9 protein-coding genes and 3 pseudogenes are annotated in these 14,163 nt (G+C 71.9%); 10 read left to right on the top strand and 2 right to left on the bottom strand.

What is annotated here, in order from left to right; translation table 11 throughout:
* The 3 genes and pseudogenes from JNW89_RS02540 to JNW89_RS38505 all read left to right on the top strand — a co-directional run.
* A partial coding sequence (locus tag JNW89_RS02540) for a VWA domain-containing protein (RefSeq protein WP_238447505.1) occupies window positions 1-1,721 on the top strand: 1,721 nt, incomplete at its 5' end.
* Between the two features lie 70 nt (window positions 1,722-1,791).
* A pseudogene (locus tag JNW89_RS02545) lies at window positions 1,792-2,247 on the top strand (hypothetical protein); the annotation flags it as partial.
* 147 nt (window positions 2,248-2,394) lie between these two features.
* Window positions 2,395-2,742 (top strand): annotated as a pseudogene (locus JNW89_RS38505) (FUSC family protein); the annotation flags it as partial.
* Between the two features lie 17 nt (window positions 2,743-2,759).
* Here JNW89_RS38505 and JNW89_RS02550 read toward each other — a convergent pair.
* A complete protein-coding gene (locus JNW89_RS02550; RefSeq protein ID WP_238447506.1) occupies window positions 2,760-3,017 on the bottom strand; it encodes a hypothetical protein in 258 nt (85 codons plus the stop codon).
* 164 nt (window positions 3,018-3,181) lie between these two features.
* Between JNW89_RS02550 and JNW89_RS02555 the strand changes: the two genes are divergently transcribed.
* Complete coding sequence (locus JNW89_RS02555; RefSeq protein ID WP_238447530.1) at window positions 3,182-3,373, top strand: hypothetical protein; 192 nt, start codon at window positions 3,182-3,184, stop codon at window positions 3,371-3,373.
* 43 nt (window positions 3,374-3,416) lie between these two features.
* Here JNW89_RS02555 and JNW89_RS02560 read toward each other — a convergent pair whose 3' ends face one another.
* Window positions 3,417-4,409 (bottom strand): GlxA family transcriptional regulator, encoded by a 993-nt coding sequence (locus JNW89_RS02560; protein WP_238447507.1) that lies wholly within the window; start codon window positions 4,407-4,409, stop codon window positions 3,417-3,419.
* A gap of 1 nt (window position 4,410) precedes the next feature.
* Between JNW89_RS02560 and JNW89_RS02565 the strand changes: the two are divergent.
* The 6 genes and pseudogenes from JNW89_RS02565 to JNW89_RS02595 all read left to right on the top strand — a co-directional run.
* Window positions 4,411-4,725: pseudogene (locus JNW89_RS02565) on the top strand (MFS transporter); the annotation flags it as partial.
* A gap of 100 nt (window positions 4,726-4,825) precedes the next feature.
* On the top strand, window positions 4,826-5,518 hold the full coding sequence (locus JNW89_RS38510) for a TraR/DksA C4-type zinc finger protein (protein WP_375155033.1): 693 nt from the start codon (window positions 4,826-4,828) through the stop codon (window positions 5,516-5,518).
* Window positions 5,519-5,716: 198 nt separating this feature from the next.
* The gene (locus JNW89_RS02580) at window positions 5,717-6,979 is read left to right on the top strand and encodes an FAD-binding oxidoreductase (RefSeq protein ID WP_238447508.1); all 1,263 of its coding nucleotides are present in this window, start codon (window positions 5,717-5,719) and stop codon (window positions 6,977-6,979) included.
* 199 nt (window positions 6,980-7,178) lie between these two features.
* Window positions 7,179-7,571 (top strand): TraR/DksA C4-type zinc finger protein, encoded by a 393-nt coding sequence (locus JNW89_RS02585; protein WP_238447509.1) that lies wholly within the window; start codon window positions 7,179-7,181, stop codon window positions 7,569-7,571.
* Window positions 7,572-8,175: 604 nt separating this feature from the next.
* Window positions 8,176-11,193: a M36 family metallopeptidase gene (locus tag JNW89_RS02590; RefSeq protein WP_238447510.1), complete on the top strand. Its 3,018-nt coding sequence runs from the start codon at window positions 8,176-8,178 to the stop codon at window positions 11,191-11,193.
* Between the two features lie 389 nt (window positions 11,194-11,582).
* Window positions 11,583-13,370, top strand: coding sequence for a CocE/NonD family hydrolase C-terminal non-catalytic domain-containing protein (locus JNW89_RS02595; protein WP_238447511.1), 1,788 nt, complete (start codon window positions 11,583-11,585; stop codon window positions 13,368-13,370).
* The last annotated feature ends 793 nt before the right edge of the window (window positions 13,371-14,163 follow it).

Consider the following 14,163-nt stretch of genomic DNA (forward strand, 5'->3'; position numbering starts at 1 on the left):
ACCTGGACGGGGCGGTGACCCGCTCCCGGGCGCTGCTCGACCAGGCGCTCGCGGCGGAACGCGACGAGCTGCGCGGACGCGCCGACGACGACGCGCGGTTCGCCGAGGCGGTGCTGGACAACCTGCCCCGCTCCACCGCCCGCGCGGTGCAGGAGCTGGCCGGCTACGAGTGGGCCAGCGACGAGGCGCGGCAGACGTACCAGCGGATCCTCGACGGGCTGCGCGGCGAGGTGCTGGAGCAGCGCTTCGCCGGGCTGCGCGACGCGGCGCGGGCCGCCGGCGACCCGGCGGTGCAGCGACAGCTGGCCGAGATGATGCGTGACCTCAACGACCTGCTGGCCCGGCCCGCCCGCGCCGAGGACACCACCGACGCGTTCGCCGAGTTCATGCGCCGGCACGGCGAGTTCTTCCCGGAACGGCCGAAGGACGTCGACGAGCTGGTCGACGTGCTGGCCCGCCGCTCCGCGGCCGGGGAGCGGCTGATGCGGTCGCTGTCGGACCGGCAGCGCGAGGAGCTGGCCGGGCTGATGCGGCAGTCCCTCGGCGACCGGCTGGCCGGCGAGCTGTCCGCGCTGGACGGGCACCTGCGGGCGCTGCGCCCCGACCTGAACTGGCACCGCGGCGAGCGGGTCCGCGGTGACCAGCCGCTCGGCTACGGCGAGGCGGCCGGCGCGCTCGACGAGATCGGCGAGCTGGACGACCTGCTCGACTCCCTCGACCAGGAGCACCCCGGCGCGACCCTCGACGACGTGGACGTCGAGGCGGTGGCCCGGACGCTGGGCCGCGACGCCGCCGACGACGTCCGCCGGCTGCGGGAGCTGGAGCGGGAACTGCGCCGGCAGGGGTGGGTGAGCCGGGACGCCGACGGGCTCACCCTGAGCCCGAAGGCGCTGCGCCGGCTCGCCGGCACCGCGCTGCGCCGGGTCTTCGCCGATCTCACGGCCGGGCCGCGCGGCCAGCACGACCTGCGTTCGGCGGGCGCGGCCGGCGAGGTCAGCGGGGCGTCCCGGCCCTGGGAGTACGGCGACGAGCAGCCGCTGGACGTGGTCCGCACCCTCACCCGGGCGGTCCGGCGGACCGGCCCCACGGTGCCGGTCCAGCTCGACGTCTCGGACTTCGAGGTGGTGGAGACCGAGCGCCGGGCCTCGGCGGCGGTGGCGCTCTGCGTCGACCTGTCGTACTCGATGATCTCCCAGGGGCGCTGGGGGCCGATGAAGCAGACGGCGCTGGCGCTGTCGCACCTGGTGGCGACCCGCTTCCCGCAGGACGCCCTGGAGATCGTCGGCTTCGGCCGGGAGGCGTTGACGCTGACCCAGCAGGAGCTGGCCGCGGTGGAGCCGGACATGCAGCAGGGCACCAACCTCCAGCACGCGCTGCGGCTGGCCGGGCGGCACCTGCGCCGGCACCCCGGCGCGGAGCCGGTGGTGCTGGTGGTCACCGACGGGGAGCCGACCGCCCACCTCGACCCGGACGACGGGGAGGCGCTGTTCCACTGGCCGCCGCTGCCGGAGACGATCGAGGCGACCATCCGCGAGGTGGACAAGCTGACCCGCTACGGCGCCACGCTCAACCTCTTCATGCTCGGCGACGATCCGGGGCTGCGCCGCTTCGTCGACGCGGTGGCCCGCCGCTCGAAGGGCCGGATGTTCACCCCCGACCTCGACGACCTCGGCGAGTACGTCGTCTCCGACTACCTGCGCGCCCGACGGGGCCGGCGCTGAACCGCCCGTCCGGGTGATCCCGGTGCGGTAACGCCCCGGTCCGCGCCGGTCGGCGGGGTTGACTGGGGACGTGGAGAGCGCGGGGCTGCGGCGGATCTACGACGAACTGCTCGCCGAGGTGGAGGCGGGCGGCTTCGGCGAGCCGCCGCAGGGGCAGCTGACCGCCGAGCAGATCGTGGCCCACCTGGCGGCCAACGACGAGCTGATGAGCGAGGCCACCGAGGCGGTGCTTGCCGGCTCGCCCTTCGCCTACTACGACCTGGAGACCATCCACCGCCCTCAGGTGGACGCGCTGGTCGTTGACTGCGGCGGGCTGGACGGGCTGGCCACCCTGCTGCGGGCCACCAGCCAGAAGCTCTGCGCCCTGGTGGACCGGCTGGGCCCGGCGGGGGACACCCCGGTCGACACCCACCTGCGGGAGGGCTTCGACCTGGTCGTCGACGACACCCTGCCGTGGTCGCGCACCCTGGACCTGCACGCCCGCGTCCACCTGCCCAAACACCTCGCGCAGCTCCGGGTTCTGCGGACGCCGCCGGGAGCGCCCATCGTCGACCGGCCGACCGTCGACCGGTCGGTCGGTCGTGAGCCAGCCGGTGCGGTGAGCCGGCGCGGGGCGGGCCTGCGCAGAGCGGCCCGGTCGGTCGTCCCCGCGTTGTTGCGGCGCCGGATCCGGATGGCGTTGCCGGTGATCGGCCAGTGCGCGCTGACGGCGGGCGTGGCGTGGTGGATCGCGGCGACCCTCTTCGGCCACGAGGCGCCGATCTTCGCTGCCACCGGCGCGTTGATCTGCCTGTCGGCGGGTATGGGCGGGCGGGGACGGCAGGCCGTCGACCTGTTCGTGGGGGTGCTGGCCGGCGTCGCCGTGGGGGAGGGCGTCCAGGCCCTCGATCTCGGCATCGGATTCCTGGTGATGGTGCCGGCGCTCGCGCTGGCGATGTCGATCGCGGCCCTGGTCGACCCGCGGCCGCTGACCTACGTCCAGTCCGGCACCGCCGTGTTGATCGTGACCGCACTGGGGCCGGCGCGGTCGCCCGCCGGCTATCTGCTGGACGTGGCGGTCGGCGGCGCGCTGGGTCTGTTCGGCAGCCAGGTGCTGTTCAGCCCCGATCCGGTGAAGCTGGTCGCCGCGCCGGTCCCGGAGATCCTGCGGGACACCGCGGTCGCGCTGCGGACGGCGGCCGAGGCGCTGCGCCGGGGCGGGCCGGGGCTGGCGGCCACCGCCTGCGAGCAGGCCCGGCACGCCAACGCCCGCCTCGGCCGGCTCACCGAGGCCCGGGTCGAGGCCCACCGGGTCACCGGCCGCACCGTCACGCGGGCGCCGGCGGTCGGCCCGGCTGCGAGGGGCCGATCGCCCCCCTCGACGACGTCCACGTGCTGGTCGCCGCCGCCCTGCTGCTCTGCTGCTCTGCGACGACGTGCACGGACAGCTCACGTCCCACCCGACGGCGGGGTCGGGGCCGTTGCCGGACCGGTTGACCGAGCTGGCCGACGGGTTGGCGGGGCTCTCCGCCGCCGCCACCGACCGCTCCGGAGCCCGGCCCGGGTCCACCGCACCCGTGCCGTCCGGCCCCGGCGACCGCCCGATGATCGAGGTGCACCTGCGCGACGCCACCGCCGCCCTGCACCGGCTCCGCGCCGCCGCCCCACCCTGACCCCGCCGACCGGCCGTCCTCGCCCGCGGCGCGGGAACGCGGATCAGGGGTGCCGGTGGAAGGCCCGGCGGTACGCGCTCGGAGCGACGCCGATGCGCTGGCGGAGCTGCTGGCGCAGGGCGGCGGCGGTGCCGAAGCCGCAGCGGTGGGCCACCTGGTCGACGGTCAGGTCGGTGGTCTCCAGCAGCAGTCGGGCGTGGTCGGTGCGCTCCTGGAGCAGCCACTGGGCGGGGCTCAGCCCGGTCTCGGAGCGGAAGTGCCGGGTGAAGGTGCGCACGCTCATTCGCGCGTGCTCGGCCAGGTCGCGCAGGGTGACCGGCTCGTGCAGCCGTTGCCGGGCCCACTCCCGGGTGCCGGCGGTGCCGGTCCCCGCCCGGTGGGGCACCGGCCGCTCGATGTACTGGGCCTGGCCGCCGTCGCGCCACGGCGGCACCACGCAGCGCCGGGCCGAGCGGTTGGCCACCTCGCTGCCGTGGTCGGTGCGGATGACGTGCAGGCACAGGTCGAGGCCGGCGGCCACCCCTGCCGAGGTGAGCACGTCGTCGGAGTCGATGAAGAGCACGTCGGGATCCAGGTCGACGGCCGGGTGCAGCCGGCGGAACAGGTCCGCGTACGCCCAGTGGGTGGTGGCCCGCCGGCCGTCGAGCAGGCCGGCGGCGGCCAGCACGAACGCGCCGGTGCAGATCGACATGATCCGCGCGCCCCGCTCGTGGGCCGCCCGCAGCGCCGCCGCCACCTCCGGGTCGAGGATGCCGTCGGTCAGCGCCGGACCGCCGTGGATGCCCGGTACGACCACCGTGTCGGCGGCCTCGACCAGTTCGAGCCCGTGGTCGGGCAGCACCTGGTACCCGGCGGTGCTGCGCACCGGGTGGCCCCCCGGCGTGCAGGCGTCGACCGTGTAGAGCGGCTGCAGGTCCTTGGTGCGGGCGGTGCCGAAGACCTGGGAGGGGGTGCCGAGGTCGAGGCCGACCACCTGGTCGATGGCGAGCACCGCCACCCGGTGCGGGACGATCGTCATGGCCCGATTATTGCGCATGATGGCTTTCCGGCCACTCGTCGGCCGCCGGCCGGCCGTCGAGACTCGTATCGTGAACCGAACCCGCCGTCTCCACCCCGCCTGGCTGGTCGCCGCCGTCGCGTTCGTCGCGCTGGTCGGCGCCGCCGGCTTCCGGGCCACCCCCTCGGTCCTGCTGCACCCGCTGCACGCCGAGTTCGGCTGGCCGCTGGCCACCGTCTCCGCCGCCGTCTCGGTCAACCTGCTGCTCTACGGGCTGACCGCGCCGTTCGCCGCCGCGCTGCGCGAGGTGCTGCGCCGCGACGGTCCCGGCGTCTTGCGACGGGTACGAGCCGGAGTTCGCCCGCCTGCTGCCCGAGCTGGGCCGGGGACCCGCCGCCGTCGCCGCGCCGGCCGGGCCGGCCCTCTCCGACGCCCCCCGGGGCTACCTGTTCGACCTGGTCGGGGAGCTGTTCCACCGGCTCGCCGCCGACCAGCCGCTGGTGCTGGTCATCGAGGACCTGCACTGGGCCGACCGGTCCACCCGCGACCTGATCGGCTTCCTGGTCCGGGCCGCCCGCACCGCCCGGCTGCTGCTGGTCTGCACGTACCGCACCGACGAGCTGCACCGGGGCCACCCGCTGCGGCCGTTCCTGGCCGAGCTGGACCGGGCCCGCAGCGTCGAGCGCATCGAGCTGGGCCGCCTCGACCGGGACGGCACCGCCGCGATCCTCGCCGACATCCTCGGCGCCGAACCGGCCGCCCGGGCCGTCGACGACGTCCACGAACGTACCCAGGGCAACCCGTTCTTCATCGAGGAGCTGGCTGCGGCCGGCGACCCGGTCGGCTGCGCCACCCTGCCGGAGACCCTGCGCGACCTGCTGGAAAGCCAGTTCCGCGAGCACACCGACCAGCTCACCGAGCTGACGGCGTCCTCCCGGCAGCCCGACCACGGCGGGCACGACCCGGACGCCCTGCGCCGGCTGATCGAGATCGCCCGGCAAGGCGTCGCCGACACCGCCCAAGCGCTGCGCCGGATGTCCGAAGGCACCTACGGCGTCTGCGAGGGCTGCGGCGGCGTGATCCCAACGGCCCGCCTGGAGATCCTGCCTTGCGCCAAGTACTGCGTGCCCTGCCAGCAACGCCGCTGACCTCGCACGGCCCTCCCGGCCGTCAGCGAACGCGGACCCGGCAGGCCTGACTCTGACCCGGAAGGCCTGACTCTGTTGTGCCTCGGCCTTGTTCGGTTCGACCAACCGTCGAGGTGAGTCCTCACCTGACGGAACAGTGACGTCCCGGCACGGTCGGGACAGGATTGCCCGAATCCCAGTTCCTCCGAAGGAGAACAAATGCCTGCCATCAGATCCGTGCCCGATCCCCAGCACGTCGCGATCATCGGTGCGGGGATGGTGGGGCTGGCCACCGCCTGGTTCCTGCAGGAGCGGGGGGTGCAGGTCACCGTGCTCGACCGCACCGGGGTGGCCGCCGGCGCGTCGTGGGGCAACGCCGGCTGGCTCACCCCCGGCATCACCACCCCTTTGCCGGAGCCGGCGGTGCTCCGCTACGGGCTGCGCGCCGTTTTGAGCCCGTCCTCGCCCGTTTACGTGCCGCCGCGCGCCGACGCTCGGCTTCTGCGGTTCTTGGCGGGCTTCGCGCGGCACAGCACCACCTCGAAGTGGCGGACCGCGATGCAGGCCTACATACCGATGAACCGGCGCGCCTTCGATGCCTTCGACGCATTGGAGGCCGGCGGGGTCCCGTCGATGACCAACGAGGCGAAGTCGTTTCTCGCGGCGTACCGGACCGAGGTCGAACGGTCGGTCCTTCTCGATGAGCTGGCGCACATCCACTCCGCGGGCCAGGAGGTCGAGTTCGACGTCCTGACCGGCGCCGAAGCGCGTGAGGTGGAACCCTCGCTCTCGGACGACATCGGCGCCGCCATCCGCCTGCACGGTCAGCGGTTCATCAACCCCGGGCACTACGTGCACGCGCTCGCTGATTCCGTTCGCGCACGTGGGGCATCGCTGGTCACCGGCACGGACGTGGTGGACATCCGGGACGAGAGGGCGGGGGTCCGGGTGGTGACCTCCGCCGGCGCGGATGAGCGCTATGACGCGGTGGTGCTCGCAACCGGCACGTGGCTCGGTGAGCTGGCCCGACGCTTCGGCGTCCGAACCGTCGTGCAGGCCGGCCGTGGGTACAGCTTCAGCGTCGCGATCGACCACGTCCCGGCCGGTCCGGTGTACTTCCCGGCGCAGCGCGTCGCGTGCACGCCCCTCGGAGACCGGCTGCGCATCGCCGGGATGATGGAGTTCCGCAGCGCCGACGCGCCGCTGGACCGTCGCCGTATCTTGGCCATCGCCGAGGCCGCACGGCCGCTGCTGCGGGGCGCCAACCTTGACGCCCGCGCCGACGAGTGGGTTGGGGCGCGACCCTGCACCCCCGACGGGCTGCCGCTGATCGGCAGGACAAGGTCACCCCGTGTCTTCGCCGCCGGCGGCCACGGCATGTGGGGAATCACCCTCGGTCCACTCACCGGCAAGCTGCTCGCCGAGCAGATCACCAGTGGCCAACAGCCCGCGGAGATCCGACCCTTCGACCCGCTGCGCTGATGCGTCACCTCGTCGTGTCCGCGGTCGCTTGCGTTCGCCGGGGCACCGCCACGCCGACCGTCGCCCCGTCGACCTCGGCGGCAGCCCGGCCAGCGCCGACGGCCACCACAACGGCCGACATTTCACATGATCGGCACCAGCGGGCGGAGCGCATCAACGCTCCGCCCTTTTTCTCATCTGGAGCAGGAAGGACGCAACCATGTACGTCGCGAGTAGGCAGGACGAGCTGGGTGTGCTGCGGATCATCTTGGAGGAGCAGTACGAGCGGCACAGCACCCAGCTGGCGCTGCTGGCCCGGCGGGCACGCCGGATCTCTAGTGACGGGGCCGACCATGACGCGGCTTCCGCAATGGCCGCCGCGACACAACGGGCCCTGGGCGACATCGCCCGGGCATTGCACTGCCTGGAGCAGGGCCGCTACGGGACCTGCGAGGGGTGTCATCGCGACATCCCGATCGAACACCTGGCGCATCGCCCGTCGGCCCAGTTCTGCGCCACTTGCCAACCCGAACCTTATTACCACCCCGGCCACACTCCTCAAGCGCTCACCCAGACCGGGTTGGATCGTCTCCCCGATGGGCGTGGTGCATGATCACCAGCGCTGGGATCCGTGGTGGTGGAGTCGGCTACCCTGCTCGTCTGCTGCCAGAGCGGTTCTAGGCGTTCACTCTGGCGCGGGCCGCTTTCGGCCTTCACGGTCATCCCCGAGGAGGAACCCTTGACAGAACCGCTGCCGCAGGCGATCGACAGTTGGCGGTTCAGAGGGATGCGCGTTTGGCATATCGGGTGGCTAGACCATGTCTCGTTACAGGAAGGCGACGGTCGGATGCCATTGTGGCTCGTTACCGGTACCTGTGGGCCGGTTCGCGCCGGTTGCCGCGGTCGACTCGACCCAAGAGGTGCCGCTATGCCTGCCTCGTTGATGTGCTGGTGATCGGCGGCGGGCTGGCGTTTGGTCGATGGCTGTTGCGCTTCAGCCGTCGGCGTCGATGTTCATTGCGAGGGGCTACTACCTCCGGCACGACGCAGGCATGACTCAATCCCCAGAGGGAGCTTCCATGCGTATCCGTCCACCACTGGCCGTCGGAGCGGCCTTCGCCCTGGTCCTGACACTTACTCCATCGGTCGCTTCCGCCGTAGTCGATGTTGGGTCATCCGGTGTCGAGCGGCTCGATGTCCGCCGTACGTCGGACCCGGTGCGGCCCACCGATGCCCAACTCGCCGCGGTACGCGAGTTGAGCGCCGTCGCGGGCGCCGCTACCCGGGTCAGCTGGGACCGGCGGTTCGGGACGCCTCGGACGATCCGCAAGGACGGAGGCTGGCTCACCGGCCCGCGCTCCGGGAATGCGATCGCGGTGGCTCGGTCCTTCATTGACGCCAACCGCGACGCGTTTGGCCTCACGGCGGTGGACGTCGCGTCGCTGACCGTCGTGCGGGACCACGAGCTGGTCGGCACCGGCACGCACGTGGTGAACTTCGCGCAGACGTATGCCGGCTTGCCGGCGGTGCGCGGCGGGCGCCTCGGCGTGGCCGTGACCAGCGACGGGAAGGTCCTCTCCTACGCCGGCAACTCAGCCCGCGGCGGGGCTCTCAACGCAGCGCACAAGCTGTCCGCCGGCCAGGCGGTAGAGGGGGTGGCCGGCAAGCTCGCCCCTGGGGTGGCCTACACGGCGCAGCCGACCGGTGACCGCGCCGGGTTCCAGGTCTTCGCCAAGGGCCCGTTCGCCGGCGAGTCCTACGTGCAGAAGGCGGCGTTCCCCACCCGCGACGGTGCCCGACCCGCCTACCGTGTCCTGTTCATCAAGGGCCTCGACGAGGCGTGGGACACGGTCGTGGACGCGGCGACCGGGGAGACGCTGTACCAGGCGTCCCTGGTGGCGCGCGACGCCGAAGGCACCGTCTACGAGAACTACCCGGGCGCGCCGGCCGGCGGTGCCCCGGTCGTCAAGTCGTTCGGGCCGACCGCCCAGTCGCCGTCGGGATACGTCGACCCCACCGGCCTGGTGGGTATCGCCGGGCCGACGACCTTCGGCAACAACGCCAACACGTACGCCAACTACTCGAACTTTCTGGTCCCCGCCGACCAGGGGCCGCGCCCGGTGAGCCCCACCGCCCAGTTCAACTACGCCTACGCCGCCAACTGGGCGCGCAGCAACGGGCAGACGCTGCCGCCGAGCTACGTCCAGGACCTCGACCCGGCGGCGACGAACCTGTTCTGGCACCACAACCGCATCCACGACGAGTTTCGGGCGCTGGGCTTCACTGAGTCCGGTGGCAACTTCCAGGCCAACAACGGCGCCAGCGGCGGTCAGGGCGGCGATCCGGTCCTCGGGCTGGTGCATGCCGGCGCGGCCAGCGGCGGCGCACCCACCTACACCGGCCGGGACAACGCGTACATGCTCACCCTGCCCGACGGCATCCCGGCGTGGAGTGGCATGTTCCTGTGGGAGCCGATCAACGACACGTTTGAGGGGCCGTACTCGGACGGCAACTTCGACGCGTCCGTCATCGAGCACGAGTACGCGCACGGGCTGTCGAACCGGTACGTCAGCGGTGAGGACAACGCCCTCAACACCCACCAGTCCGGCTCCATGGGCGAGGGCTGGGGCGATTGGTACGCGCTGAACTACCTCTACGGCAAGAAACTCGCCACCACGGCAGTGGTCGGCCAGCACGCCACCGGCAACACCACACGCGGCATCCGCAACTGGAGCTACGACCAGAACCCCACCGGCTACGGCGACATCGGATACGACCTCGGCGGCGCCGAGGTCCACTCCGACGGCGAGATCTGGACGGCCACCCTGTGGGACCTGCGCAAGGCGCTGGTCGCCCGCTACGGCGAGGCGGCCGGTGGTGAGATGGCCGCGCGGCTGGTCACCGACGCGATGCCGCTGTCCCCGGCGGATCCGTCGTTCATCGACATGCGCGACGCGATCCGCACCGCGTTGGACAACCGCTACCACAGCAGGTCCGACTACGCCGCGCTCGTGGACGCGGTCTACGGTGCCTTCGCCAAGCGGGGTCTGGGCCTGCACGCCGCCACCGACGGCGGCGACGACACCGACCCCACCCCGTCGTACGAGCACGTCAACCCGGCCCGTAACGGCACCCTGACCGGCACCGTCGTCAACGCCGCCACCGGCAAGCCGATCCCCGGCGCCCGGATCATCCTCGGCGCGTTCGAAGCGCGGGTCACTCCGCTGCGGACGTCGTCCGCCGATGGCGGGTTCTCCGCGCCGGTGTCCGCCGGCACCTACCCGGTGACCATCGCGGCCGAGGGTTTCGGCGCCCACACCTTCCCGAGCGTGAAGGTCACCGCCGGTCAGACCTCGGCGTTGCGGTTCGCGCTGGCACCCAACCTGGCCTCCGCCGCCAACGGCGCCACCATCGTCTCGGCCACCACGACCGGCGCCGCACGGCTGATCGACGACACCGAGGCCAGCAGCTGGAAGGCTGCCCGGGGCGCCGGCAACGCCGTGATCAAACTGGCCGCGCCGGCGCAGATCTCGTCGATCCAGGTCAGCGCCTTCACCACCTCCCGATTCGAAGGGCTGCGCGGATTCACCCTGCAGACCTCCACCGACGGAACGAACTGGCAGACCGCCCTGACCCGGGCCGACGCGTTCGGCTACCAGACGCCGCGCCCCACCGCGCCCGACCTGCACTACAAGCAGTTCACGTTGTCGAAGCCGGTGCAGGCGCAGTACGTGCGGTTCTGGGCCGACAGCGCGCTCGGCGAGACCAAGACGGACGTGCAGAGCGCCGAACTGCAGGTCTTCTCGAAGACCGTCACCGGGGTCGAGCCGCTGCCGCCGTCCCCGCCGGACGCGCCGGTGACCGACACCGGGATGATCGTCACGGGCAACCCGTCCACCGGCACGGCCGACGACGCCACCGGCGTGACCGCCACGGCGTTCAAGACGGCGTGTGCGGTGCCGCCGGCGCCGGCGCAGGGCGCGGACGGCTGGGTCACCAAGCTGCCGGACAGCTTCGGCGATGGGGCCCACGAGGCGCGCGTGCACAGCGACACCGCCACCGCGTACGACTTCGACCTGTACTTCTACGACGAGTCATGCACCCTGCTCGGCTCGGCGGCGTCCTCGGCCGCCGACGAGTCCGGCACGATCCCGAGCGGAACCCGGTACGTACTCACCCAGCTGTGGCTGGGCGCCGCGGTCCCGTTCACCCTCACCGCAACCGACACCAAATGAACTGACCACACCTCCGTCAGACCCCGGGTACGGGATGGTGGCCGCCGGACAGCCGGCCGCCACCATCCCCCCCGGCGGCCAGCGACATAGGGCCCAGGCGAGCTTGCGCGCCGTTCCGCGCTGCCGCTTCACGAAGGGGGCTGGATGCTGTGACACCAACGCGTACGAGGTGGGTCGGGTCCGCACACGCCGGCGCCCTCGTCTTGCTGGCGGTGCTGTCCGGGGCGGTGCCCCCGGCGGCGGCTGCGTCGAGTGCCGCGGGAAGTGGATCACCGAATGCGGAGGCGCTGAGAGCAAATTGTGCCGCGTACCCGGGTGGAGCGACGACCTGCTCGGCGCAGGTTCCCAGCTTCGACGGCGCGCCGCTGGACGTGGATGTCACGCGGCCCATGCCCGGCACCGGTGACACCCATCCGTTGATCGTGCTGCTGCACGGCTTCGGCAACGACAAGCACGAGTGGGAGTCCACCTCCGATGTCGCCGACGGGGCGGACAAGTACCACTGGAACAACCACTGGTTTGCCGCGCACGGCTACTACGTGCTCACCTACACCGCCCGCGGGTTCCGCGACAACGGCCCGAGGGCCAGCTACCAGCCGTCAACGCCGGCCGGGGCCGCGCCGACGTGCCTGCCGCCCGGCGGGTCGGTCTGTCCGCCCACGGGCACCATCCGGGTGAAGAACAAGGACGTCGAGATCCGCGACACCCAGTGGCTGGCCGCCCTGACCGCTCTTGCCTACCCGGACATCAACCGGAACCAGGTCGCGGTCAGCGGCGGCTCCTACGGCGGCGGAGAGAGCTGGCTGCAGGCCGCCGCACAGGCCGGCAGCGAGTACTGGAGCGACCTGCCCGGCCTGCCACGCTTGCGTCTGCAGGTTGCCGTGCCCAAGTATCCGTGGACCGATTTGGCCTACGCGCTGATGCCCAACGGCCACCCCGGCGGACCTTCCCTAGCGCCGGTCGGCGAGCCGTACCAGGGCAGCGACCTGTATTCGTCCTCGCAGGGGGCACCCGACACTCTCGGCATCGGCAACCCGATCGGCGTCGCCAAGACCAGCTACGTCGGTGGGCTCTACAGTCTCGGCACCACCAACGGCGTCTTCGACGAGGGTTCCCTGAGCCCACAGAGCAACGGACCCGAACCGTTCACCGCGTGGCTCGCCAGGGTCGACGCAGGGGAGCCCTACACCGCGCCGGGCCGCGTGGACGACCCGATGATGGGCCAGCTCAGAACGGCATTCAGCGGCTGGCACTCCGCGTACTACCAGCCCGGCTGGCGCATCGGCCGCGACGCAGGCCGCATGCCGGCGATCTTCTCCGTCTCCGGCTGGACCGATGACCTCTTTCCACCGGTGGAGTCGTTCCGCATGCTCACCTACCTCAAGAGCCTCGACCGCGACTGGCCGGTCGCCGTCGCGGTGGGCGACGTGGGGCACTCCCGGGCGCAGAACCCGCCGGGCGCGTGGCGGGCGATCAACGAACAGGCGTGGAGGTTCCTGCAGGCGAACATTGCCGGCAGTCGGCCCGCGCGTACCTCGGTGACCAGCTACCCCACCCGCTGCGCGGGTGCTACGACCGCCGCGGACGCGATCACCGCGCCCAACCCGGTCGGCCTCGCCAACGGCAAGCTCACGGTCGACTACAACGGCTCTGTCTCCCTGGCGCCCATCTCAGGCGCCACCGACCCGGACGCAGCCGCAACCGACGCCGTCGCCGGCGGCAACATCACCCCCACCGGTGGGGGCTGCCGCACGTCCACCCGACTGATCGCCTCGCCAGCCGATGGCTACACCGCAGTCTCACCACCGCTGCCGACGGAACAAACCCTCGTCGGGATCGGCCACGTTCAGGCCCGGTACGCCGCCACGCCGGGCGCCACGGCAGTGCTGGCCGCACGGGTGTGGGACGTGCCGCCCGGCGGCGGCGCGGTGCTGGTCAGCCGAGGCGTATTTCGGTTCGACTTCACCGGCTACGACGCGCGCAGCGGCATGGTCAAGGTGCCGTTGTACGGCAACCACTGGACGTTCCCCACCGGTCACCGAATCCGACTGGACCTGGCACAGGTCGACCAGCCGACCTACCGGCCACCGAACACGGCGGTCGCCGCGACGCTCGACCTGTCAGCCACCCGCCTCGAGTTGCCGGTCTGGCAGGACTCCAACACCTCCCTTCGGTGAGCGAGGCCGGCCGCCCAAGATCAACAGGGCGGCGTCAGCCTTCGGGCGGCAGGGGCCGGAACCACCCTCCGGGGGGCCGGGGAGGGGTCGGGTGTCCTGCCCCTGCCGCGGGATGCTCGGATCACGCATCCGTCATATATGGGCTGATACCAGGAGCATTGTTAGCTTGCGAGCGTGACTGACGACGCTGCGGCATCTGATCCGGGTCATCCGGTGCCGGGGCATGTCGGGGCGGGACACCCTCGTCTGCCTCACCCGCCAACTCCCGGTCGTGACCACCGTCGCCGACCTGATCGTCGCCGCGGCAGCAGCCTGCGGATCGGCCGTTGCCTGTGCCGACCCCGACGCGACCGCGCACGCCTTTCGCAAGCCCATCGGCGGGAGTTCTTCGATGTGTGTTTCCTTCGTGACGCGCTGGCACGCGAGGTCACCGATCAGGTCAAGGGCAAGGAGTCGCAAGATGGAACCGTGCTACGTAAAGGCTCTTCTTTTGTGTGCAAGTACGGGACGTCTCCTGAAGTACTGTCTCCCGATCTCGAAATCTGTGCCGGTCGGACTTAGTTGCAAGCCGAACGATCTGGGCGGCGGTGAGGGTGGATTACCTCCGCTGTGCGAATCGTGCCGCCGGTTGGCTATAGATCCCGAGCGATTGCAGGACAAGGTGGCGGAAAGCGCCTCGAAGGGTTGGGCAGATCATCAGCGTGTGGGAGCGGTGGTTATCAGTTGCTGACGGACCATGCGTAGCAGCCCAAGCGCCGGCTGGCTGCACAAGCCGGTGTCAAAGCGCACCGTC

The organism is Micromonospora sp. 4G55 (assembly GCF_016803375.1).